This window comes from Burkholderia sp. LMG 13014 (assembly GCF_905232215.1).
Taxonomy (GTDB): domain Bacteria; phylum Pseudomonadota; class Gammaproteobacteria; order Burkholderiales; family Burkholderiaceae; genus Burkholderia.
The window spans coordinates 68,379-92,199 of the sequence record NZ_CAJNKE010000001.1 but is presented as its reverse complement, the minus strand read 5'-3'; the positions used below and the strand labels follow the sequence as shown (position 1 = coordinate 92,199).

At 65.4% G+C, this 23,821-nt stretch carries 22 protein-coding genes; 9 read left to right on the top strand and 13 right to left on the bottom strand.

Annotation, left to right across the window (positions count from 1 at the left end; genetic code table 11):
- Nucleotides 1-157 precede the first annotated feature (157 nt).
- Nucleotides 158-829 (top strand): TetR/AcrR family transcriptional regulator, encoded by a 672-nt coding sequence (locus JYJ84_RS00430; protein ID WP_122950373.1) that lies wholly within the window; start codon nucleotides 158-160, stop codon nucleotides 827-829.
- A gap of 246 nt (nucleotides 830-1,075) precedes the next feature.
- Here the strand turns inward: JYJ84_RS00430 and JYJ84_RS00425 are convergent, their stop codons facing one another.
- Nucleotides 1,076-2,212, bottom strand: coding sequence for a TIGR03364 family FAD-dependent oxidoreductase (locus JYJ84_RS00425; RefSeq protein ID WP_374102079.1), 1,137 nt, complete (start codon nucleotides 2,210-2,212; stop codon nucleotides 1,076-1,078).
- A gap of 669 nt (nucleotides 2,213-2,881) precedes the next feature.
- Between JYJ84_RS00425 and JYJ84_RS00420 the strand changes: the two genes are divergently transcribed.
- Entirely contained in the window at nucleotides 2,882-4,051 is a 1,170-nt protein-coding gene (locus JYJ84_RS00420; protein WP_122950666.1) for a porin, read from the top strand.
- A gap of 308 nt (nucleotides 4,052-4,359) precedes the next feature.
- Here JYJ84_RS00420 and soxR read toward each other — a convergent pair whose 3' ends face one another.
- Nucleotides 4,360-4,836, bottom strand: a complete 477-nt coding sequence (soxR, locus tag JYJ84_RS00415; protein ID WP_122950371.1) for a redox-sensitive transcriptional activator SoxR — start codon at nucleotides 4,834-4,836, stop codon at nucleotides 4,360-4,362.
- A 214-nt stretch (nucleotides 4,837-5,050) separates the two neighbouring features.
- On the opposite strand from soxR, the gene JYJ84_RS00410 reads away from it, so the two are divergent.
- Both JYJ84_RS00410 and JYJ84_RS00405 read left to right on the top strand, forming a co-directional pair.
- A complete protein-coding gene (locus JYJ84_RS00410) occupies nucleotides 5,051-6,394 on the top strand; it encodes an MFS transporter (RefSeq protein ID WP_164462950.1) in 1,344 nt (447 codons plus the stop codon).
- Between the two features lie 376 nt (nucleotides 6,395-6,770).
- Complete coding sequence (locus JYJ84_RS00405; protein WP_122950370.1) at nucleotides 6,771-7,421, top strand: response regulator transcription factor; 651 nt, start codon at nucleotides 6,771-6,773, stop codon at nucleotides 7,419-7,421.
- Between the two features lie 60 nt (nucleotides 7,422-7,481).
- Here the strand turns inward: JYJ84_RS00405 and JYJ84_RS00400 are convergent, their stop codons facing one another.
- The 6 genes from JYJ84_RS00400 to JYJ84_RS00375 all read right to left on the bottom strand — a co-directional run bounded on the left by JYJ84_RS00400 (nucleotide 7,482) and on the right by JYJ84_RS00375 (nucleotide 13,818).
- Complete coding sequence (locus JYJ84_RS00400) at nucleotides 7,482-8,912, bottom strand: cytosine permease (protein WP_122950369.1); 1,431 nt, start codon at nucleotides 8,910-8,912, stop codon at nucleotides 7,482-7,484.
- A 17-nt stretch (nucleotides 8,913-8,929) separates the two neighbouring features.
- Nucleotides 8,930-10,003, bottom strand: coding sequence for a porin (locus JYJ84_RS00395; RefSeq protein ID WP_236027637.1), 1,074 nt, complete (start codon nucleotides 10,001-10,003; stop codon nucleotides 8,930-8,932).
- Between the two features lie 302 nt (nucleotides 10,004-10,305).
- Nucleotides 10,306-10,797 carry a nuclear transport factor 2 family protein gene (locus tag JYJ84_RS00390; RefSeq protein ID WP_164462918.1) on the bottom strand — a complete coding sequence of 164 codons (492 nt, stop codon included), beginning with the start codon at nucleotides 10,795-10,797 and terminating at the stop codon, nucleotides 10,306-10,308.
- A 63-nt stretch (nucleotides 10,798-10,860) separates the two neighbouring features.
- Nucleotides 10,861-11,202, bottom strand: a complete 342-nt coding sequence (locus JYJ84_RS00385; protein WP_043185625.1) for a hypothetical protein — start codon at nucleotides 11,200-11,202, stop codon at nucleotides 10,861-10,863.
- A gap of 14 nt (nucleotides 11,203-11,216) precedes the next feature.
- Nucleotides 11,217-12,419, bottom strand: a complete 1,203-nt coding sequence (locus JYJ84_RS00380) for an SRPBCC family protein (protein WP_175221955.1) — start codon at nucleotides 12,417-12,419, stop codon at nucleotides 11,217-11,219.
- 58 nt (nucleotides 12,420-12,477) lie between these two features.
- Entirely contained in the window at nucleotides 12,478-13,818 is a 1,341-nt protein-coding gene (locus JYJ84_RS00375; protein ID WP_122950365.1) for an acetamidase/formamidase family protein, read from the bottom strand.
- A 216-nt stretch (nucleotides 13,819-14,034) separates the two neighbouring features.
- Between JYJ84_RS00375 and JYJ84_RS00370 the strand changes: the two genes are divergently transcribed.
- The 4 genes from JYJ84_RS00370 (at nucleotide 14,035) to JYJ84_RS00355 (ending at nucleotide 17,366) form a co-directional block, all read left to right on the top strand.
- Nucleotides 14,035-15,534 carry a PAS domain S-box protein gene (locus tag JYJ84_RS00370; protein ID WP_175221956.1) on the top strand — a complete coding sequence of 500 codons (1,500 nt, stop codon included), beginning with the start codon at nucleotides 14,035-14,037 and terminating at the stop codon, nucleotides 15,532-15,534.
- 161 nt (nucleotides 15,535-15,695) lie between these two features.
- On the top strand, nucleotides 15,696-16,025 hold the full coding sequence (locus JYJ84_RS00365) for a non-heme iron oxygenase ferredoxin subunit (RefSeq protein WP_175221957.1): 330 nt from the start codon (nucleotides 15,696-15,698) through the stop codon (nucleotides 16,023-16,025).
- Nucleotides 16,026-16,039: 14 nt separating this feature from the next.
- Nucleotides 16,040-17,050 (top strand): 2Fe-2S iron-sulfur cluster-binding protein, encoded by a 1,011-nt coding sequence (locus JYJ84_RS00360; protein WP_175221958.1) that lies wholly within the window; start codon nucleotides 16,040-16,042, stop codon nucleotides 17,048-17,050.
- Between the two features lie 31 nt (nucleotides 17,051-17,081).
- Complete coding sequence (locus JYJ84_RS00355; RefSeq protein ID WP_175221959.1) at nucleotides 17,082-17,366, top strand: SemiSWEET family sugar transporter; 285 nt, start codon at nucleotides 17,082-17,084, stop codon at nucleotides 17,364-17,366.
- Between the two features lie 58 nt (nucleotides 17,367-17,424).
- On the opposite strand, the gene JYJ84_RS00350 is transcribed toward JYJ84_RS00355, so the two are convergent.
- The 4 genes from JYJ84_RS00350 to JYJ84_RS00335 all read right to left on the bottom strand — a co-directional run bounded on the left by JYJ84_RS00350 (nucleotide 17,425) and on the right by JYJ84_RS00335 (nucleotide 20,699).
- Entirely contained in the window at nucleotides 17,425-18,237 is an 813-nt protein-coding gene (locus tag JYJ84_RS00350) for an SDR family oxidoreductase (RefSeq protein ID WP_175221960.1), read from the bottom strand.
- A gap of 1 nt (nucleotide 18,238) precedes the next feature.
- On the bottom strand, nucleotides 18,239-18,781 hold the full coding sequence (locus JYJ84_RS00345) for a flavin reductase family protein (protein WP_122950360.1): 543 nt from the start codon (nucleotides 18,779-18,781) through the stop codon (nucleotides 18,239-18,241).
- Nucleotides 18,771-20,036: a styrene monooxygenase/indole monooxygenase family protein gene (locus JYJ84_RS00340; RefSeq protein ID WP_164462916.1), complete on the bottom strand. Its 1,266-nt coding sequence runs from the start codon at nucleotides 20,034-20,036 to the stop codon at nucleotides 18,771-18,773. The genes JYJ84_RS00345 and JYJ84_RS00340 overlap by 11 nt, the downstream gene beginning before the upstream one ends.
- 267 nt (nucleotides 20,037-20,303) lie before the next feature.
- Entirely contained in the window at nucleotides 20,304-20,699 is a 396-nt protein-coding gene (locus JYJ84_RS00335) for a hypothetical protein (RefSeq protein WP_175221913.1), read from the bottom strand.
- On the opposite strand from JYJ84_RS00335, the gene JYJ84_RS00330 reads away from it, so the two are divergent.
- Nucleotides 20,698-22,218 carry a sensor domain-containing diguanylate cyclase gene (locus JYJ84_RS00330; RefSeq protein WP_175221961.1) on the top strand — a complete coding sequence of 507 codons (1,521 nt, stop codon included), beginning with the start codon at nucleotides 20,698-20,700 and terminating at the stop codon, nucleotides 22,216-22,218. The two genes, JYJ84_RS00335 and JYJ84_RS00330, sit on opposite strands and share 2 nt — an antisense overlap.
- A 443-nt stretch (nucleotides 22,219-22,661) precedes the next feature.
- Here the strand turns inward: JYJ84_RS00330 and JYJ84_RS00325 are convergent, their stop codons facing one another.
- The gene (locus tag JYJ84_RS00325; protein ID WP_175221962.1) at nucleotides 22,662-23,816 is read right to left on the bottom strand and encodes an acyl-CoA dehydrogenase family protein; all 1,155 of its coding nucleotides are present in this window, start codon (nucleotides 23,814-23,816) and stop codon (nucleotides 22,662-22,664) included.
- Between the last annotated feature and the right edge of the window lie 5 nt (nucleotides 23,817-23,821).

The window sequence follows — 23,821 nt, the reverse complement described above, 5'->3', positions numbered from 1 at the left end:
GCCGCCGGAGCCCGTGCCGAACACGTCCCGGTCATCGCGGCCAACAGGTGTTTCACGGATTTTTCCATGAACCTACTTTCGAGTAACATAGTTACGATTCGGTAGATTCTAGGTTTTGAACGATACTTCACCATCCGTACTTTCCCGCGTTTGCCTCATGTCCAATCCCCCTTCGGCGCCCAAGTCCCGACGCCCCGCCGACACCGCGTCACCCTGGACGCCCGCCACCGAGCGCGAACAACAGCGCGAAGCAAAACGCAACGCGGTGCTGTCGACCGCCGCCCGGCTCTTCAACGAGCGGGGGTTTCACGCGACTTCGCTCGACGACATCGCGGCCGAGCTGCACGTCAGCAAGCCGACGCTCTACTACTACGTCAAGAACAAGGACGACATCCTGTTGCAGTGCGTCCGCAAGGGCCTGGAGATGGTGCTGGAGGGCATCGAGCAATCGCGCAGCGCAGGCGGCAAGGCGGTCGACCAGCTGGTCGCGTCGATGAACGTGTATGCGCGGATCGTCACGATGGATTTCGGCATGTGCCTGATCCGCGTGGGCGACGACGAGTTGCCGCCCGACAGCCGCGCGGCGTTGCGGCAACTCAAGGCATCGATCGACCAGCAGTTCCGCCGGCTCGTGGCGGAAGGGGTCGACGAAGGTTCGCTGGCGCCGTGCGATCCCAAGATGGCAGCCTTCGTGATCGGCGGCGCACTGAGCTGGATCGGGCGCTGGTATCAGCCCGGCGGCGAATACACGCCCGAGCAGATCGCGGAGCACTGCATTGCGACGCTCACCGGTGGCCTGTTGCTGCGTCGGGAAGCGGGGGTCAAGTGAAGGCGTAATCGGGCCGCGCTCGGCGGAGCGACAGGATCGGGCCGCCACGCCGGTCGGCCGCAGTCGGCTGGATGCCGTGCCGAGAGTGACCGGTACGCAGGCCAACCTGGATGTCGGGGACGCGCGTTATCGATACGCTCGCCCAGCATGCCCACGGGCGGCCCCGTCGATCATCGGCCGCGTGAGTCCCGTGAGTCCCGCGGGTCCAGCGGGTCCGTCGGATGCGCGACCCGCATGCCCGCGCCATCACCACGCGGCAAACACGTCCTGCGCGATCCCGAAGCCCGTGCTCATCCCGGCGCCGCTCGTCACGACGACGACGCGCGTGCCGTCGTCCGGCGTTTCGATCACGCAATCGGCATCGGATGCCGACGGATAGCTGCCGGTCCAGCGCTCGATGACGTCCAGTTCCGGCACATCGAGCGTCTCTTGCAGCAGGCGCAGGATCTGCGCATCGATCTCCTGCGTCGCGAACGGCAGCGGCGCGGCGCCGTATTCGTGCGAGTCGCCCACGACGAGACTGCCGTCGGCGCTCTGCACCGCGATCAGGTGGATGCCGTAACCGAGGCACACGGGTTCTTCCGCCTTCAGGCGCGTGCGCAACGCGTCGGCCGCGGGCAGCGCCGCGAAACCCGAGTAACGCAGCAGGCTCAGGTCGCTCATCACCGCGGCGCGCAGCGTCAGTGCGCGTCGTGGCCGCACGCGCAGCATCTGCAACTGGCACAGCCGGACCTGATGCTGCGCGAACCAGTCGCCATACAGATGACGGCTGTCCGCATTGCCGCAGACGATCACGCGCTCCGCGTGCAGCACACCGCGCGACGTACGCACGGACGGCGTGCGCACCTCGTGCACCATCTCGCCGTAGCGGAACCGCACGCTGAAGCGCTCCGTCAGCCACGCCGCCAGCAACCCGATCGCGGTACGCGGCTCGATGCGCAGTTCATGCGGGCTGTGCAGCACACCTTGCGCGCCGTCCAGCCGCAACGCCGGCGCCACGGCCGCCGCTTCGCCGGGCGTCATGACCCGGCAGCCGTCGGCCATGCCGGTCTGCATGAAAGCGTCGATCAGGTGCAGCGCCTCGGGGCGACGCGCAATCAGGTGGAGGCCCTGGTGAAGCACGTCGATGCCGGCTTGCGGCGCCACGTCCGCCCAGACCTCGCGGCTCGCGCGCGCACGCCGCCAGCTGTGCTCGGCGTGCTGCCCGGTGACGGTGACGAACCCGAAATTGCGGATCGACGCGCCCACGCATGCGGCATCGCGCTCGATCACGCAGACGCGCAACCCCTTGCGTGCCGCCGTATAGGCATGGGCGAGGCCGACGATACCCGCGCCGACGACGATCACGTCATAAGAATCTGCCGCTGCGATGGCGTTCACGATTGCACGTTCCTTTTGTCGAGATGACACGCGCCGCCCGTCGGGCCGTGCGCATCGGTTGCCGCTCGCCGCGTCCCATGGACGGCTCCCCGGGAGCGGGGCGAACGGGCCGGCTCGTGCTGCTCGTCCCCGGGACGGTCGCCCGATCCCGCACTATCGCGCCGCAAGATGACATCCGAATGAAAAACCGCAAAATCGCATGAATTGACACATTTTGCCATTACACGACATGGCGGAAATCTGCGCCGACCTGCCGGGTCGCCGCATTCGCATGTGTCGCATTCACGTCGCCCGAATCCGCTGTCGGCGTAGGGATGACATGCCGAAATATCCCGACTGTATTGCGTGAATGCGCTTTTCACGCACATCGGAACAGCATGCCGCGCAACATGCGCTCGCCCGCGCAGCGGGTCCGCATTGGATCGCCCTGGCCCGCCATGCGCCGTGGCAACTTAAGCCAATTCATGCTGTTTTGTGGTTTTTCATGTGCATGTCACCAAGGATCGCAACACTGCCGTGTCGCCGGTAACCGCGTCGCCGGAAATCCGGCCGACTCCGGCTGACGGACACAACGAAGGGTCGGCAGGCTCGCCTCGAGCGGTCGGATCGGCTTTTCAATTGATTCACAGTCCTTAATTAAACACGCATCGCTCTCGCATGGAAAATTCAACGATGAAGAAGTTCGCACTGTCCGCTCTCTCGCTGTCGCTGCTGGGTGTCGCCGGCGTGGCGCACGCACAGTCGAACGTCACGCTGTACGGCGTGATCGACACGTCGATCACGTACGTTCACGGCAACGGCGGCACGGGCAACAATCTGTGGCAGATGGGCACCGGCAACCTGTCGGGCAGCCGCTGGGGCATGAAGGGCAGCGAGGACCTGGGCGGCGGCCTGAAGACCGTGTTCCAGCTCGAAAGCGGTTTCAATTCGGGCACGGGCCGCCTTGGCCAGGGTGGCCGCATGTTCGGCCGCCAGGCGTTCGTCGGCCTGCAGAGCAGCCAGTACGGCACCGTCACGCTCGGCCGCCAGTACGACCCGGTCGTCGATCTGGTTCAGGGCGTCACCGGCGACAACTATTTCGGCGGCATCTTCGCGACGCCGGGCGACGTCGACAACAACGACAACAGCCTGCGCGTGAACAACACGGTCAAGTACACGTCGCCGGTGCTGGCCGGCCTGCAGGTCGAGGCGATGTACGGCTTCGGCGGCGTCGCCGGCTCGACGGGCTCGGGCCTCACGTACGCAATCGCAGCCGCGTACAACAACGGCCCGCTGGGCATCGCCGGCGGCTACTTCTACACCAACAACGTGAGCGGCGCCGCACGCGTCGCGGGCTGGAGCGGCTCGTCCGACGCGATCTTCGACGGCCCGATCAACAGCGGCTACCTGAGCGCGAAGAGCATCGGCATCGCGCAGGTCGCGGGGCAGTACGCGATCGGCCCGGTCACGCTGGGCCTCGGCTACAGCAATGCGCAGTACCGCCGCGACGGCGATTCGCTCGCCGGCTTCGCCAATACGCAGAAGTACAACACCGGCCGCGCATTCGTCACGTACCAGGCATCGGCACCGCTGCTACTCGGTGTCGGCTATGCGTACACGAAGGCGAGCGGCAACGTCGACGCGAAGTATCACCAGGTGTCGGTGGGCGCCGACTATTCGCTGTCGAAGCGCACCGACCTCTATCTGATCGGCGCGTACCAGCATGCGAGCGGCCAGCAGCAGGTCGTGAACGCAAGCGGACAACTGGTCACGCAGGATGCGCAGGCGTCGATCGGTTCGTACGGCTATGCCGGCACGAAGTCGCAGGAGATCGTCGCGCTGGGCCTGCGTCACAAGTTCTGATCGCGATGTTGCTTGGCCCCGGGTGCGTGCCTGCATCCGGGGCCGCCGCCGTTGGATTGCGCTGCGCGCCACCGGCACGTGCCCGCCCGCTCATACGGCTGCGGTTGCGCGTTGCGCAACGTGAGCATGGAGCACGTGCCGGTCAGCTGGCCGCTCGGGATCTCGTTCGAAGCCACCTTGCCCGCTCGCCCAGCCGTCGCTTCCAGTCCGGCGCGAGCCCGACGACTTCATTCAGCGCGGCCAGTTCGTCCGCATCCGGCCGGCCCGCGCGCGCGTGCAACATGCGGGCTCCAGCCACTCAAGCGTCCTCATCGCATCGACTTGCGCTTGCGGATCGCCTCGCCCTCGAGCAGCACCGCACCCTGCCCTCGCTCGCGTAACGCGTCGCCCGGGTTTCTCAGCGGGCAATCCTTCATCGACAGGCACCCGCAACCGATGCACCCATCCATCTGGTCACGCAACTGGGTGAGCCGCTGGATCCTTTCGTTCAGCAGGTCGCGCCATCCTGTCGACAGCCGCCGCCAGTCCGCCGCGCTCGGTGCCTTGCGGGATGGAAGTTCGTCCAGCGCGGCCTTGATCGTGTCGAGCGGAATACCCGCGCGCTGCGCGACCTTGATGATCGCGACCCGCCGCAGCACGTCGCGCGCGTAACGGCGCTGGTTGCCGTCGGTACGCCAGCCGTGGATCAAGCCCTTGGCTTCGTAGAAGTGGATTGACGATACGGCCACCCCGCTGCGTTGGGCGACCTCACCTACCGACAAAGGCACCTGCACGTCGATTTTCATGTTCCGCACCTGTTGACCTCAACATTGGTTGAGGTTTTATAACGGATACCGATGCGCGTTTCAATCTGGCCGCCGCCTGACGCGCGCACGAATCGGAGAAAACATGGATATCGACGACGCGATGAACGAGCAACCTGCATCGGCCGCTCCTCCGGACGTCAGCACACCGGCGCACAACGCCGGCTGGAATGCGCTGCTGTCCGGTGCGAACGGCATGCGATCGCTGGCACTGGCCGGCGGTGTCGCGCTGCATGCGATCAACATCTACATCGCGACCACCATCCTGCCATCGGTCGTTCGAGACATCGGTGGGCTCGAGTACTACGCATGGAACACGACGCTCTTCATGGCCGCGTCGATCGTCGGTGCACCGCTGTCCGCGAATGTGCTGGGCCGCTTCGGGCCGCGCGCGGCCTACCTCATTGCACTCGTCGTGTTTTGCGGTGGCACGCTCGCGTGCGCGAGCGCGCAGACCATGCCGTGGATGCTCGTCGGCCGCACCGCGCAGGGGTTCGGCGGAGGCATCCTGTTCGCGCTCAGCTATGCATTGATCCGCGTCGTGTTCGACACGCGCCTGTGGTCGCGCGCGATGGCGATGGTGTCCGGCATGTGGGGCATCGCGACACTCTGCGGGCCGGCAATCGGCGGCATCTTCGCGGAGTCGGGTACGTGGCGGCTCGCGTTCATCGCATTGCTGCCCGTCGCCGCCGCACTGGCGCTGATCGTCAGGCTACCCGCGCATGAAGCGCCCCGCCAGCCAGCATCCCGGCCCGCGCTCGGCAAGATCCTGCTGCTCGCCGCCTCCGTGCTCGTCGTGTCCGTGGCCAGCCTGTCGACGGCGCGCGCCGCGAACATCGCGGGCGTCACCGCAGGCCTTGCGATCGCGGCGCTGATCGCACGGCTCGAGCGCAACGCGACGATCCGGCTGCTGCCGATCGGTGCCTACAGCGTCCGTGCACCGCTCGGCGCCATTTACGCGTGCATGAGCCTGCTCGTGATCGGGATCACGACCGAGGTCTTCGTTCCGTATTTCCTGCAGGTCATTCATGGCTACCCGCCGCTGATTGCCGGCTACCTGACCGCACTGATGGCCGCAGGCTGGACGGTCGGCTCGATCTTCAGCTCCGGGCGCGGCTCACGCGCCGCGCAGGTACTCGTGCGCAGCGGACCGCTGGTCGTGATGCTTGCGCTCGCCGCGCTTGCGTTCGTCGTGCCGCAGCCGCCCCCGCCCGGAGCAGCGGCCGGCGTGGCAATCCTGTGTACGGCACTCACCGCGGTAGGCGTCGGCATCGGCGTGGGGTGGCCGCACCTGCTCACGCAGGTCCTGACACATGCACCGGCCGGGCAGGAAGACCTTGCATCGACCTCCATCACGACCGTACAACTCTATGCGACCGCGATCGGCGCCGCGCTCGGCGGTCTCGTCGCCAATCTCGCCGGTTTCTCGACGCCCGGCGGGCTCGCCGGTGCGCAGCAGGCGGCCGTGTGGTTGTTCGCCACATTCGCTGCCGCGCCGCTGCTGGCCGCTGTCGTCGCACGCCGAGTGGCGGTTCGATGATGGACGGGCGGCTCGCCATTTCTGCCGCCTGTCTCGAAACGACAATTCGACTTGACGGAATACCCGCCATGACCGTGAACCGGCCGTGACGCACGTCATTGCGCCATCCTGACTATCACGGCCGACCACCCAACGCAGGATCGTCCCGCATCCGACGCGGAAAGCACGCCTCACTGCCTGGAGATCAACGACCGGTGAGGACTTTCCCGGCTGTCCCGGCCAATATTGAAACGATAGAATTTCCACGATTTCCGCACCGGAATCCAGCTGCGCCCAGCAGACTGCGACAGGTTCGAATGCGATTTCAATCCCGAATCCGGATCTCGATCGACCCGAACGACCTTGCCGACAAGCAGCAACGAAACAGGAAACGCACATGGACAGCCGTCGATCGAGTCCCCCCCATCACGACCGCGCGCCCAGGATCTACGTCGTGGACGACGACGAAGCGGTACGCGTATCGCTGCGCTGGCTGCTCGAATCGGTCGGACACCAAGTGGATGTGTTCTCGAACGGGCGCGAATTTCTGTCCGGCGCCGATCCGGAGATTCCCGGCTGCCTGCTACTCGACATTCGGATGCCGTACATGGGTGGATTCGAATTGCAGGAAAGCATGCGCGCCGCCGGATTCCGGCTTCCGATCATCTTCCTGACCGCGCATGGCGACATTCCGATGACCGTTCGCGCGATGAAGGGCGGCGCCTATGATTTTCTCGAGAAACCCTACAACGACCAGGACCTGATCGACAAGGTTGCCGACGCGCTGAAGGTCGGCCTGCGCGAATACCGGCAGGCCCAGGCGGACAGCCAGACGCAGGGCCTGCTCAAGCAGCTGTCGGCACGCGAACGCGAGGTGTTCGACCTGCTGATCGAGGGCAAGGCATCGAAGGTGATCGCGGCCGAACTGAACATCAGCTACAAGACCGTGGAAGTGCATCGCGCGCACATCCGCGAGAAGCTCGGTGCCACGTCGCTCGCCGAGCTCGTGCGGCTCGGGATGCGCGGCACCCCGCAGCACGAAGAATGAACCGCGGCCGAGCCGGCCGCGGTCCGTGCCGCGGGACGGGCCGGCCGGATGCCGCGCAGGTCAGCCCTCGACCTGCCCGCGTGCCGGGTTCATGCGCTTCAGCATGCCGACGCGCAGCACCGGATACAGCACGAACGACGTGATCAGCGACGTAAAGAACTCGATCGGCACGACGCGTTCCAGCACGTAGTGCGCCAGCACGAAACCCGCCGCCACCGTCACGACACCGGCCCAGTTGATCTCCTCGTCCGCCGGTGCGGAGCAGCCCGGCATGCGGCCGACGAGCAGATAGTCGGCGATGATGATTCCGGCGAACCCGGTCGTCAGTACGCCGAGCACGGTGATGAACGCGTTGAACCACGCGAGGATCGAGCCGACCAGCATCAGGCAGGCCAGCACGTTGGCCAGCACGACGAACGTGAAGCGGCCGGGCCGCCAGTTGAACAACGCGTCCGCGAGATTGGTCAGTGAAAGCGACGCGCTGTACGTATTGAGCACCTGCGCCTTCGACTGTGCAAACACCATCAGCAACGTGCCGAACAGGCCGCCGAACACGATGAACGCGACGGCGACGCTGTCCGGACTTTGCAGCGCAAGCGTTCGCGCGGCAGCCTCGGTCATCCCGCCCGCCTTCATGTGATGGGCCACGATCTGGTCCATGCCCGCATACATCACGATCCCGCCGACGGCGACCATCACGACATCCATGAAGACGTTGCCGATCACCGCCGCAATCGCGATGTCCCGCGACGATTTCGCATAGCGCCCGAGATCGGCGTCGATCAGCGCCAGCGCGCCGGCCGATCCGATCATCACGTTCACGCAGAAACTGAACTTGCCGACGTCGGTATCCGCGCCGAGCGCGTGAAGCACGGCGACCGGCATCTGCGCGCCGAACTGCGTGACCGACGCCCACGATTGTCCGGACGCGGCGATGACTTCGACCATCATGTAGGCCAGCACGGCGAGGAACGCGAGCAGCGCCAGCGACGACACGCGCGCGACCAGCCTGAAGCCGAAGGCCGTCAGCAGGATCCACGCCACCGACAGGATGCCGTACACGAGCATGCGCATGTCGAGCGTATCGGGCCGGTCGAGATAGAACAGGAAGCCCTTGTAGAGCAGCGCGTTCTCGAGGGCGATGAAGCCGGTGATCATGAAGCCGAACACGAGCGCGAGCAGCGCCGAGCCGCGCGACCCGAGGCCGTGCCGGCGCGACAGCACCGTGCTCGACAGCCCGGTGCGGTACGCGATATGGCCGGCGCCCCAGCCAAGCAACGCACCGGCGACGGCGACGAATACGCCGGCGAGCAGGCCGATCCGGATGCCCGCGACGAACGTGACGAGCGCACCGACGAACAACTGGATCAGCGTCGTGACGATGCCCGCGGTACTCCACGACAACTGCAGCCAGTTCTGGCGCTCGTTGTCCGGCACGGCCTCCAGCGCATGATCGTCGGTACGCGAAGTGAGATTGGATTCGTTATGCATGGTGACGTCCTCCGGGCTCAGAAAAGGTGGCGCATGCCGATGCGCACGGCCGTCTGGTTGCCGCCGGCGGCGGGCGCCGACAACCCGGAGATCCATGCGTTCGCGTCGGCATTGCCGCTCGCGCGCTGGTACACGAGATTCGTGTAGATATCCGTACGCTTCGACAGCCAGTAGTCGAGCGTCACGCCGAACTGATGCGCCTTGTTATTGCCGAGCTGCGCATTGCCCTTCATGTACTGGTAGTCGCCATGCACGATCGTGAACGGCGAAAACATGTAGTCGATGCCGGCCTGATAGACGTCGACGTGCGCGTTGCTGAACGTGTTGCGCGTGTTGGTATACATCGCGTCGAGCTGCAGCTTGCCGATCGTGTACCGGCCGCCGAGCCCCCAGTTGCGGATGCCGTCGCGTCCGTTGTTGATCGACGGATCCTTCGCATAGGTGTAGGCCGCATTGAGCCCGAGCGGCCCGTTCGCATAGTTGACGCCCGCGCTGATCGTGCTGTCGGTCCCGAACGAGCCCGCGACGCCGCCGAAGCCGTACATCACGCCGGCATCGAGCCCGCGGTAGTCCGGCGTCACGTACTTCACCGCATTGGCGACCCGGAACGCACCGGCGACGCGGTTGAAATCGAGGCCGCCATACGGCGTGCCGAGCCCCTGGAACGGTCCCTGCTGCAGGTTGTACAGGCTGACGTAGCCGAGCGACTGACCGAGACGCTTCGCGGACAGCGACTCGAACATGAACTCGTACTGGTTGCCGAACGTCAGCGTGCCCCACGGGCTTGCCAGGCCGACATACGTCTGCCGGCCGAACGTGCCGCCGCCGATCGACTGGCCGTTCTCCAGGCCGAACTGGCCTTCCAGCTTGAAGATCGCCTTGAGCCCTCCGCCCAGATCCTCGCTGCCTTGCAGGCCGAACAGATTGGGCACCTGCATCCCGGTCGACATCACCGTGTTGCGGTTCCCGCCCTGATTGCTGATGAAGGTCACGCCGGCATCCAGCACGCCGTACAACGTGACGCTGCTTTGCGCGGCGGCCGCCAGCGGCACGCCCATGACGGCAATCGCCATCCATCTGGTTTTCTTCACTGAGTGTCTCCCGGGGTTTCAGTCGTTCGATTCATGCCTGCAGACGCTTGCCGGAAACGGCCGGCGCGATGCATCGACGCACCGGCCGTTCCGCTCGCGAATCCTGCGAATTCGCAGCGACTCCAAGTTAAGAAGCCGAAATTGCTGCCGACATTCGGTCGCGCACGTAAGAAACTAGATGGGAATACTTATTTGTCTTCTGATTCGATTCGGCACCCGTGCGGTGCGGCGGCGCACGAAAAAAAGCCGCGTTCGCACGCGGCCGGATGAAGCACCCTGTCTTCGCGGGTTCGCCGATCGGGTCAGGAAGACGGACGAGGCAACCACGCCGCGTCGTGTCGATGAATGAGCCGAAGATCGAGCAACACGCTCCGGAAACGCCACTGCCCTTCGTCGATCGCAACGCGGCTGTCATACGCGCCGCCGATCCAGTGGGCGGCCGGCGGCTCGGCATCGTCGTCGCCCGGGCGGATCTGCGCCAGCTCCCACAAATGCCACCGGCATCGCCCGCTCAGCAACGTCTCGTCGATCTCGATCACCGGCACGGCCATGTAGTGCAGGCTCCAGACGATCTGCTCGCTGCCGATGCGCGCGAGTTGCTCCGCAATGACGTCGCGGCCTTCATGACGCCCGAAACCCCTGGCTTCCCACACCGCGTCGCGACTGAAGAGCGGTGCCATCAATGCGGGATCGTTGCGCCGATCGGCCCCATACGCGTAGCGGCCGACGAGCTGGCCGACGTCGGCGATTGCCTCGAGGCGCGCAATGCGCCGGGCGAGTGTCGATGCGGCCATCGGCCGGTCTCCTTGCAGGAATGCGCCCGATATCCAGCCGGACATCGGGCATGCTTCGGCAGTTCAGTGCCGTGCGTCGCCGTGCTCGGCGACGAAGCGTGCTTCGTCGAAGCTGTACGGTACCTTCGGATCGCCGCGATACAGTTCGATGTGCGGCGCGACTTCGGCGAGCGACAGCGCCAGCGACAGCAGCCGTGCGGCGTCCGCCGGCAATTCGCCGATCGGATAGCGGTCGAGGTACGTCAGGATCGACGGCAGCCGCGGCAGCATGTTGTCGTAGAAGTAGCGCAGTTCGCCGCTCGACGAGCCGATGCGGCGCTGCTGCCGTTCGTTCTGGGTCGGGAGAGCCCACGCCGCGACGAGCGGCTCGAGCATGTCGAATTCCTTCGGAAGCAGATTGTCCATTGCGTGCGTCTCCGTCATTGTTCCATGTACTGTTCGAGGACCTTGTACCCATGTCGCAGCAGGATTTCCTCGTCCTGAAGGAACATGTGCTGCTTGGCGCCGGACGCAAGCGCGGCATGCGTATCCTCCATCGTCGCCGTATCCTCGAGCCATGCGTTGCGCTGCAGCACCTGGGCGAACTCGACAGCCCAGCGTTCGCTGTTGGTCTTCGGCGGCTTCACGTAGTACTTGCCCTCCCACAGCGTCTTGTCGTGCGACAGCGGCCAGAACTGATGGGTGAACCAGATCCCCTCCGAGATGTGGATCAGGATGTTCGGGAACACGACGCTCAGTTCGAACGAGAAGTCGCCCCGGCGGTCGGGGTTCACGCCCGGCGGCAGCATCGACGAGCCGCGTTGCGCGACCAGCGACGCACCCGTGATGCCGTTCGCGATGCCGGCGACCGGCGTCGGCGTGGCATTGAGCGTCAGGCAAATGCCGGTCGTGCGATGCTCGTCGAACAGCGCGACATCGGTCAGCCCGCTCGAGAACACGTTCGGAAACGAACCGGCATGGATGGTCGACACGTGATACGCCTCGGAGAACGCGTCGAGCGCGATCTTCCAGTTGCAGTCGAGCACCGTGTTGTAGCTGAAGCACTGGCTCATCTCATGAAACGGGTAGCCCGCGAGATGCTGTCCGAGGCCGCCGAGATACGCGTGCAGCGAGCGCTCCGGCTGCGCGGCCAGGTTGATGAAGATGAAGCCCTCCCACACCTCCGTATGGACCGGCGTCAGCCCGCTCGACGCCTTGTCGAAACACGGCGGAAAGCGCTCCTCCTCCGGCACCTGCACGAGCTGGCCCTGACCGTCGTAGACCCAGCCGTGGAACCGGCACGTGACGACTGCCGCCTTGTTGCGGCCGAAGGTTTCCTCGCCATGCTCGACGACGACCTTGTTGCCGCGGTGCGAGCAGGTGTTGTGAAAGCCGCGGATCGTGCCGTCCTTGCCGTGCATCAGGATCACCGACGTCTTCGCGAAATGGATCTTCTTGACCTTGTAGTCGCCGACCTTCGGAATTTCCTCGATGCGCCCGACCTTCAGCCAGGTCTTGGAAAACACGCGCGCCTTTTCGCGTTCGTAGAACGCCGGCGATATGCAGGGCTCGACCGGAATCGGCTCCGTGCCGAGTTCCGGATACTTGGCCGCCCATCTCAGGGTATTGGTGGTGGTGTCCATCGCTGCTCCTCTCAATGAATTGATTCGCCTTGCTCGATCGTGTCGACCGTCACGCGGTTCAGGTCCGGTCGTGCGCGCCGTCGTCGAGTCCGTATTGCGCGCGCGCCAGGTGCGCGATGCCGAGGCGTTCGAGAACCGGCATCGGGCACAGGAACGTGACCCGCACGACGCCCGGCAAGCGGCTGATCTCGATCGAACCGGCGATCGTCGCGCGGTTGAGGATCTCGTCGTACGCCAGCCCCGTGACGTTCGTCGCGCGCTGCAAACCGTTCTTGGTCGCGTCGTTGAGCGTGGCGCCCGATCCGATGAAGGTGATCGGCGCGTTCTCCTCGATCTCGCGCTGCCCGTAGCGCGCCGCGAGCGCCGCAACCCGTGCGCGCTGCGCGGCGTTCATCGGCCGCGCCATCGGCGGCAGATCATCCGGTCGCTGCAGCAGGATCGGACCGTCAAGCGTCAGCCCCTTGATCACCTCGACCTGCAGCTCGACCTCGCCCGCGACGTCGGTCGCGTGGCCGGCGATCTCGCCATTGCCTTGCTGCGCATGCATGTCGCCCATGTACACGCCGGCCCCCGGCACCTTGACGGGGCAGATCAGGATCGCGCCCTCACGCACGCTGTTGGTGTCCATGTGGCCGTCGGTCTTGTTCGCATCGAGCGTTTCGCGCGACATGCCGAACGCATGCGGCGCATCGATCAGGAACGCGCCGAAATCGCCCGCGTTGTGCGAGTCCGGCATGTCGACCGACGGGATCGTGCCGATGTTGCCGAGAAACGGCTGCATGTGCGCCGCCAGCCCGCTCATGTCGGCGCGGGCAAGCGAAAGGATCGAATGCTGTTCGGACGAAGCCGGCAGGCGCGCCATCTTTCCCGGCATCCCGGCGATTCGCTGCGCGGCGTCCTTGTCGACGGTCAGCGACACATGGTGCTCGCGGTCGAGCACGATCACGTAGCCGTGACTGAAGCGGAACGCATTGACCTCCGCGCCGCAGACGCTGCAATGGATCGCGTCGTCGCCGGTGCCCTCGACGTGACTCGGCGGGCTTTCGGTACCGCAGGTCGTGCATCGCTTCGCGACGAACGGGTCGCCGACATAGCGGCCCTCGACGAACTCCATCACGCCCGACGACGTTGCGAGCGACGTCACGTCGCAACGCAGGATCTTCAGCGCCACGGCATCGCCGATTTCGGCGCCGTCGACGGCGACCGGCTGCGTGACCTCGTGCCCGCCCTGGAAGATCGGCGTAATCATCGGCCCCCAGCAACCGGGCGGCGTACCCGTCACGATGCGCCCGCCGTTCCTGACCGGACCGAGCATGGTCAGGCGCGGCCCGATGACGCCGCGCGTATACGCGCCGACCTCGACGACGTCCCGCGGTTCTGCCGACGGTGGATGGCTCATGGATGTCTCCTCGCTCGAATGCGGGACGGGGCCTTGCGCCACGTCTTCCGCTTCATGTTGATCAGTGCACTCAAGCGTAAGGAAATCGCCTGCCGGCCGTTATCCGGTCGGTCAATTAGCGCATTAGGTGATAACACTTAACGGCCGGCCGGCCCACGAGTTGCGCGCTTTCGCGGTGCTATGCTGACGGCCGGATTACCCCGGGGCGCCCCTGCCATGCATTCCGTCAGTCAATTGAGCCGGACCAACTACCAGGAGGTCTTCGTCTACGCGAACGACATCATGGTGATCCACGACATGGACAGCGGGGAAATCCTCGAGGCCAATCGCAAGGCATGCGAGATGTACGGGCACACGATCGACGAATTGCGCGGGATGTCGATCGGCGAGCTGACCCGGAACCACTCTCCGTACGACACCGAAGGCGGCCTGAGGCGCGTGTGGGAGGCGCGCGATTCCGGCGACACCGTGATCTTCGAATGGGTGATCCGCAATGCGCAGGGCCGCGAAACGCCTGTCGAAGTGAGCCTGAAGCGCATCACGCTGAACGGGGTCGACCGTGTGATCGCGATGGCGCGCGACATCACCGAGCGCAAGGAAGCGCATGCCGCGCTCAAGGAACGCGAGCGGTACTACCGCAAGCTGATCGAGCGCTCGTCGGACGGCATTGCGATCCTTTCCGCCAACGGCATCATCCGCTTCCTCGGGCCATCGATCCATTCGCTGCTCGGTGTTTCCGCGCGAATGCCGGTGGGCCGCTCCGTCTATGCGTTCATCGCACCGGACAACGTCGACGCGGTGCGCGACACGCTGCGCGCGCTGGCGCCGGACGCGAGCGCCAACCTCGGCTACCGGATCCAGCACCGCAACGGCACGTGGCGCATCCACGAGGCGCGCTGCCGGAACCTGCTCGACGATCCGGCCGTCAACGGGATCCTGGTCAATTTCCGCGACGTCACCGAACGCGTCAGGGCCGAGGAAACGGCCCGCGCCCGCGCGCTCGAACTCAGCCGGATCTCGCGCATCTCGACGACCGGCGAGATGGCCACCGCGCTCGCGCACGAGCTGAACCAGCCGTTCTTCGCGATCGTCAACTTCGTGGCGGGGTGCCGCCGGCGCATCCAGTCCGGCAATTTTTCGGCCGACGATCTGCTGCACGCGCTCGAGCTCGCGCAGCACGAAGCCGAGCGCGCCGGCCGCATCATCAACAAGGTGCGCGAATTCACGTGCAACCGGACCTATCAGCGCCAGTTGATCGACGTGCGCACGCTGGTACGGGACATCGCCGACCTGATCGCGCTACGCGCGCGGCAAAGCGATGTGGCGGTCACGTACGAACTCGACGACGCGCCATGCGAAATCGAGTGCGACGACGTGCTGATCCAGCAGGTCGTGATCAATCTGGCCGTCAACGGGATCGAGGCGATGTCGGGCACGTCGCTCGCGCGCCGCGAACTGTGCATCGCGGTCGCGAGGCGCACCAACGGCAATGTGCAGATCACCGTGTCCGATACCGGCCCCGGCCTGCCGCGCGTGAGCCCGGACCGCATCTTCGCGTCGTTCTTCTCGACCAAGCACACGGGCCTCGGGCTCGGACTGTCGCTGTGCCACTCGATCGTCGATACGCATGGCGGGCACCTGTGGGTCACGAGCGCGGAAGCCGCGCCCGGCACGCGTTTCCACGTGATGCTGCCGCGCTCGGCCGGTGCGACCTGAACGCGGCGACGATAAGCGAAAACCTGTATTCGCTAAGCAGTCGATCCAATTTACCCGTCAGGCAGCCGTCACTACCCTGAAGCCATGACGTCCCGCAGGCAGCGGAACCGGCGCGATATCGCACGCCGGTTCATGGACGTCGACAACCAGGGAACACGATCATGACGGTAGCCGAACATACGATCCATTTTCTTTGCCGCACGTCGGACGTGCCGCACGGATGCGCGAAGCGCGTCGCACTCGACGGCCACGCGCCGGTCGCGGTCTTCAACCTCGACGGCCGGTTTCATGTCACCGACGACACCTGCACGCACGGCGAAGCATCGCTGTGCGACGGCGAAATCGATGGCGACGTCGTCGAGTGTCCGTTCCATCAGGGGGCCTTCGACATTCGCACCGGCAAGGCCGTCGGTGCGCCCTGCATCGTCGATCTGAAGACGTATGCGGTCGTCGTCGAAGACGACGCGATCGGCATTCGCATCGCCGATTGACGGAGGACGACGATATGCAGGAAATCCTTCTCGACGGATCGGTGCACCGCTTTGCGTGCGATCGCGACGACACCCTGCTCGGCGCCGGCTTGCGGGCCGGCCTGGGCATGCCGTACGAATGCACCGCGGGCGCATGCGGCACCTGCAAGTTCGAACTGCTCGACGGCAGCGTCGACGTGCTGTGGGACGATGCGCCCGGGCTGTCGGCGCGCGATCGCGCGAAGGGCCGGCACCTCGCCTGCCAGTGTCGCCCGACGAGCGACTGCCGCATCAAGATCCGGCTCGACGACGCATGCCGCCCCGCGCAACCGCCGCGCAGGCAGGTCGCCACCTTGATCGCGACGGACGACGTCACGCACGATATCCGCGAGTTCCGCTTCCGCACCGATGCGCCCGCGGCCTTTCGTCCGGGACAATTCGCGGTGCTGCACTTGCCCGGGATCGCCGGCACCCGCGCGTATTCGATGGCGAACCTGCCGAACGACGACGGCGACTGGCATTTTCAGGTACGCCGCGTCGAACGCGGCGCCGGTTCGACCGCGCTGTTCGATCGTGTGAAACCAGGCGACCGCGTGATGCTCGACGGTCCGTACGGGATGGCGTTCCTGCGTCCCGAACCGGCTCGCGACGTGGTCTGCATCGCGGGTGGGTCGGGGCTCGCACCGATGCTGTCGATCGCACGCGGCATGGCTCACGCCGGCATGCTTGGCAAGCGCCGCCTGCATTTCTTTTATGGCGCGCGTACGCCACGCGACGTGTGCGGCGACGCACAACTGCGCACGCTGCCCGGTTACGGCGAACAGCTCGTGTTCCACCCGGCGGTATCGTCGCCCGACGATGCCGGCGACTGGTCGGGCCGTACCGGCTTCGTGCACGAATACGTCGAGGACGTCCTCGGCGCGAACCTGGCCGACCACGAGTACTACATGGCCGGCCCGCCGCCGATGATCCAGGCGATGCTGGACGTGCTGCTTGCCCGTCACGGCGTGCCGGCGTCGCAAGTGCACTTCGACCGATTCTTCTGATCCACCCACTCCACGTAACAGGTCACGCACCATGAACATGACCGATACCGTCGGCCTGGTCGCCGGAATACTGACGACCATTTCGTTCGTTCCTCAAGTCGTCAAGATCCGGCGCTCAGGCTCCGCACGCGATATTTCCTACACGATGTACGCGTGCTTCATCGCCGGCGTGAGCCTGTGGCTGTACTACGGCATCGCGATCGGCGCGTTGCCGGTCGCGCTCAACAACGCGGTGGTGTTGCTGCTGGCCGTCACGATCATCGTGCTGAAATATCGCGCCGAAGCACGGGCCGCAGCCGGCAAATCGGGCAATTGAGGTCGGGAGAATGAGAAAGGGCGTCGGTCGGCCACCAGCCGACCGACGCCCGTGCCGTTCAGGCGGCCGGTGTCGTCAGTTCACCGATCGGCGACAGGCCCTGCTCGGGGCCCATCGCCGAATAGCCGCCGTCGACGGCCAGATTCGCGCCGGTGATGAACGACGCCTTGTCGGAGACGAGGAACAATACCGCGTTGGCGACTTCCTCCGGTTCGCCAATGCGGCCGAGCATGTGGAATTTCTGCGCGACGGCATTGGCCCGGCGCTTGTCGCCGCCCGAAATCGCGTCCAGCACGCCCGACCACGTCCAACCCGGCGACACCGCATTGACGCGGATATTGTCGCGCGCCAGATCCAGCGCCTGGCTGCGCGTCAGTTGCAGGATCGCCGCCTTGCTGGCCGGATACAGCCAGCGGCCCGCCTGCGCCGCGGACGCGCTCGTCGAGCCGAAATTCACGACCGCGCCGCCGCCGGCCTCGCACAGGAACGGATAGGCGGCCTGCAACAACAGGCAGGCGCCTATCACGTTGACGTCGAACGCCGCATGCCATTGCGCGCGCGTCGACGACAGCGCGTCGTCGACGTACGCGCACGCGACGTTGACCAGCATGTCGATGCGGCCGAACCGCGCATGCGTCGCCTGCACGCAAGCGCGAATGGCCGCATCGTCGGCGAGGTCGGTCTCGACGAACATCGCGCGTGCGCCGAGCGAATCGGCCAGCGCATGGCCGCGCGCGACGTCGATGTCGGCCACCGCGACCTGCGCGCCACCGTCGCACAGTGCGCGGGCGACCGCCGCGCCGATCAGCGTCGCGCCGCCCGTGACGATCGCGGTCTTGCCTTCGATGCCCCAGCTTGTCGATGGATTCATGTCAGCTTTCCTGTCGGTTCGTGTCCAGCTCGCGCAATGCACCCATGCAGAAGACCAGCGGCGCCTGCTCGTGCCAGCGGAAGCGGTTGACCCGGCCGACGAAGATCGCGTGATCGCCGCCCGCGTGCACGATCTCGTTCTCGCATTCGAACTGGGCGACCGCGCCAGCGATCAGCGGCACACCGCCCTGCCCGTCGACGGTATCGACGCCGGAAAACCGGTCGTCGATCGGCTTGGCAAAGCGCGTGCAGATATCCTGCTGCGAGCCGGCCAGCACGTTGACCGCAAAGAAGCGGCAACGCTCGAACGCGCGCAGGTTCGGCGAGCGGCGCGCCAGGCTCCACAGGATCAGCGGCGGATCGATCGATACCGACGAAAACGAATTCGCCGTCAGGCCGATCCGGCGGCCCTCGTCATCGACCGTCGTGACGACGGTCACGCCCGTCGCGAAGCAGCCGAGTGCGCGCCGGAAGTCGCCCGGTGCCTGCGGAATCTCGTGATGATGGCGCCACGCGTGCGCGACGATGTCGTGGTCATGCCGCATCGCGCGCCACCCGCTCCGCGACGAAGCGCTGTGCCTCCGACAAATCGGCGATCCACGGCCAGAACTCGCGTGGACGCTGAAAGCAGCGCACGAAGTCGTCCGCCACCGCACGCTGCCCCGACGCCGCGCGCAACACGTGCAGGATCGCGTCGCTCGGCGGTTCGAGCAGCGCGTTCGTGAACGCCGTCGTATAGCTGGCCGACGCGTCCCAGAACGCGTCGAAGGTCCGCTGCATCCACCCGGCGTCGAACGGCTCGCGACCGTGCACGTCGATCGCCCGCAGCAGATGGTCCACCATGCGCGACGCGTTGTTCGCGCCCTGCCCGGCAATCGGATCGTTCAGGCAAACCGTGTCGCCGACGCCCATCACGATACGACCGGAAGCGAGGCAGCCGACCGGATGGCGCACGGTCGGTGTAAAGGCGCCCTTGAGCCACGCATTCGGATCGGTCAAGTGCGCATCGTCGAGCAGGCTTGCATCTTCCGGTGCGAAGTCGCGCATCACGCCGCGCGCAATCTCGAGCAGTTCATTGCCGTCCGTCGCGTCCTGGAAACGATCCATGTCTCCGCCCGGACGCGCTTCGAACAGAAAGCTCCGGCATTCGCCCACGCCATGCGAGTAGAACGGCAGCGAAAAGAACTCGCCGACACCGAACACGAAGTTGAACCGCAGCGGCCGGAAGTCTGCCTTCGGCCACGGACGATCGCCGACGATCTGCGGCCCCTTGAGCAGCATCGCCGCGAGATTGCGCGGCGGCTTGTCGTGCACGCTTCGCGCGGCATCGCGCGCGAACAGCGCATTGATCGCCCCCTTGCCGGACGCGATGAACGTCAGATCATTGGCGCCGGCGATCTCGTCCAGCTCGTCGATATCGACCGCGCGAAACACGAGCGTGCCGCCGCGTCGTTCGAATTCCTCAGTCCAGCGCGCAAACTTCGTCCGCTGGTCGATCGCCTGACCCGACCGGTCGTGCAGCCGCCCCTTGACCGTCATCACGCTCGCGCCCGACGGCTCGCGGAAATCGACGAGCATTCCTTCGCCGGCGGGTGCGACGTCTTCCCAGAAATTCAGGCCGAGCCGGCGTTCCCAGTCCAGCGTTTCGTTGAACAGAAACGCGGTGCTCGGGATCCTGCCCGCCAGCAGCTGATCCGGCGTGCGATCCGTATACACCGTGACCTCATGCCCGCGGTCCAGCAAACCGAATGCCAGATGAAACCCGGCCTGCCCGCCTCCTACGATTCCGATCTTTCTCACGTCGCATGCCTCCTGTTTGTTTGGGTTATGCGTAGCGTAGGAGGCCGGACAGGGCCGGTAAATTCGCTCGGCTACTTACGCCCCTAGATGGAAGCACCTATGCGCCATCGCACGGGCACGACGAAAAAAGGGTGCCATGTTGCGGAATATCATCCCGTGGCACGGCGAGTCGGTCCATCGGTGAAGACAAGCGGCCGATCCGTTCACATCGTCATCCATCGCCCCCAAGCGGCTGCCTGGGCCAGATTCCGCACCAATGCCAGCGTGTTACCGGTCGCGCAGATCGGCCACAAACAGGCCGACGTTGCACGCTCCGCGACCGTCGACCGCGAAGTGCAGACGTCCCTTGTTACGACGGGCACCGCCGCCAATTGAGCCGATCGTCGCGTAGCCTGGCACGAACGCGATCAGGATGGTGCCGCTCGCCATGATGGACAGCGTGACGATCGGCGCGTCAGCGGCGCGTGTCGCAGTACATCGTTCCGCCCCGGACTGCCTTACCCCCTCACCCGTGCCCGGTCGCACACGTTTGCGCCCCGTTGCGCGATCGCACGCGCCGACTGGCGGCCACGCCGGCCTCGATTTTCGGTTAACCGTGCCGTTAACCTGGATTTGAACCGCGCCAGAGCCATTGCCGCCGGCCTCCCATACGAGCACGAACATGCCCGCACTCACCTCGATCGAGAAAATTGCCGACTGGGCCGGACGCAACTATCTTGTCGTCGGGGCATTGGGCACGCTGATGTCGCTTGCCGCGCTCGGAATCAGCGCGGCGACACTGTGGGCCGGCCGGAGCGAAGTGATAGAACACGCACATGAGACGTCGCGCAACGTCGCAGCCGTGCTGGTGAGCCAGATTGCACGCACCGTCGAAACGTCGAACAGCGCACTGGTCGCACTCGCGTCCGATCTCGGCAAGCCCCCGGTGCAGCGTATGGACGCCGGGCTGCGGCACGACCTGCTGTTCGAGCGCACCGCAGCCCAATATGTCACCGGCATGGGCGTGACCGACAAGTTCGGTCAGTTGATCGACGGATGCTGCAGCGCGACCCACCATTGGGATTTCAGCGATCGCGACTACTTCAAGGTTCATCGCGACGCTGACGACGTCGGCCTCTACGTGTCCGAGGCCTATCGCGCGCGCTCGCGCGGCGGCAAGGAATCCATCGCGCTGTCGCGGCGCATCGACCGGCCGGATCATACGTTCAACGGCATCGCGGTGGTCGCCATCGACCTCGCCTATTTCGAGCAGCTCCTGTCCGGCCTCGACGTCGGGCCGAACGGGGTCAGCGCGATCCTGCGCGCGGACGGCACGATCCTCGCGAGAAATCCGTCGTTGAACGACAGCCAGATGAACCACCTGCGTCACTCGAAAACCTTCAACCGGATGGTGAACAGTGAATCGGGCTTCTATCCCGCACGGTCGAGCATCGACGGCACCCTGCGGCTGTATACGTATCAGCAGGTGCGGGGCACGCCGCTGATCGCCGTCGTCGCGCCGGCCGAGCGCGACGTGCTGGCGGGCATTACGCGCCTGTCGTGGACGGTCGGCATATCCGCAACCGCGATCAGCGCACTGTTCTGCGCGGTGGTCTGGCTGCTTGCGTTTGCGCTCCGGGACAACCTGCGCAAGCAGACGCGGCTCATGGACCTCACCCGCACCGATCCGCTGACGGGCCTGTGCAACCGCCGCGCGCTCGACATCGCGCTGGCCGACGAATGGGAACGGCTGCAGCGGGGCAGCAACGGCAGCCTGTCGATTCTGTTCATCGACGCCGACCACTTCAAGCAATACAACGACCGGCACGGCCATGCGGACGGCGACACGGCACTGCGCTTCCTCGCCGAATGCATCCGCACGCACACGCGGCGGCGCGGTGATCTCGCCGCGCGCTACGGCGGCGAGGAGTTCGTCGCGGTGCTGCCGGATACGGACGAAAGCGGTGCCGCGCAGGTCGCGGAGGCCATTCGACGCGAAGTCGAATGCAACCGGCTCGACGGGTTTGCGGAAACCATTCCGGCCTTCACCGTCAGCATCGGCTGCGCGACCGGTCATCGCGCGCGCCCCGCGACCGTGCACGCGCTGTCACATCAGGCGGACATGGCGCTTTATCGTGCCAAACGCGAAGGCAGGAATCGCGTGTGTTGCGCGGAAACGGAGCCACTCGCTCGCCTGGCTTGACCGGCCACGGGTCAGGTCTGCTTTTTTTCGGCAGCAGAACATACGAAAACGATTGCTTCGGATAACGTTCCAAAAATACGCGGCCGTGGAGGCCGCCCGCGCCGGCGAACAGGGTCGCAGTGCCGGCTGCGCCCGACGGTCAAGCCCTTTTCCAGTTCCGACAGAGGATCGTCGCGACCGCCCCGGTCGCACAGATTGGCCCGATGATCAACGCGCGGAAATACCCCGCGCTCGTCCGACAGCGAGGACAGCTTCCCGCTCCACTGTCGGACGGGGCGTGGACGGATTCTGGCGAACCCGGGCGCACCATGCTTGACCGAATTTGCTCGACCACTTCCATCAGCAGGTCGAGCAACGCACACCACTCGTTGCCACTGCTTCTTCCCGGCAGACCGCGTACCTTGCGGCTTACCGAGTCGACTGTTCAGTTGTGTGCGCGGCGCTCAATTCAGTTCCTTGCTGGAATAGCCGAGCAACCACCTCGCGACGATCAGACGGTTGATTTCACCCGCCCCTTCGAAAATATCGAAGATTCGAGCATCCCGAAACCACTTCTCCGCCAGATGATCTTCCGTCAGCGCGAGCGGTCCAAGGAGTTCCATACATTCCTGCGTAATACGGCGCGTCGCCGAACCACCCAGTGCTTTCACCATGGAAGCCTCGATCATCGTCCGCTCGTCCGTGACACCGCTCGCTTGCTCGCGCCACTTGGCATGCAGGATCGACAACTCGGTTGCGTCATGCAGCGCTTCGAGCGCGATCAAGCGATTGTGCACGGCGGATCGTGCATTGCACCCTTGCGCATAGTCGGGTGCCTGGTCCGTTCGACGAAGGTTCTCCTTCACCATATCCAGCATGTTGCGCGAGGTCTTGAGACCGAACGCGGTCACCATCGCGCGCGATCCGTTGAACACCATCATCGTGCGCTTGAAGTCGGCGTCCAGTTTGTTCGTTGACGGCACGCGACAATCCTGCAGCACGAAATCCGCCGTGTCCCACGCGCGCATGCCCATCTTGTCGACTTGCCCCAGCGGTTGCAGCCCCGCCATCCCCTTCTCGACGACGAATGCACAGAACGGACGGATACCGCGCTCGTCTGGCGGCCCCTTCAGCAGGACGACTGCGCCCGCTGCTTCCCCGAAGCCCGAACAATAGATCTTCTCGCCATTCAGCACCCATTCATCGGTAGCCCCGTCGTATCGGGCGTTCCCGACCATCGCTCGCGGATCGGATCCCGCGCCCGGTTCCGAAATGGCAATCGACAGCAACTTGTCGCCGAAGCGCTCGATCTGATCCGGCGTACCCGCATACTGGATGATCTTCGTCCCGAGGAATCGATTCGTGTCGCGCCGCATCCGCACATCGGGGTACTCCAGTTGCAGCAACGCCTGCGTCACGATCGGCCCGCTCGTGTCGGCCGGATCGGATGCGAGCAACGCGTAGGGATCCGGGCGCCCCGAAGCCTCGGGAAGTTCCACCGGCTCGAGCTCTTCGTGATGCTGATCGTAATAGCGTGCGTATCCGCGGGCGATTTCCGCATCTTCGCGCGCAATGTTTACCAGGTACTCGTCTTGGGGGGTGAGAGTAAAGTCAACCACGTTTG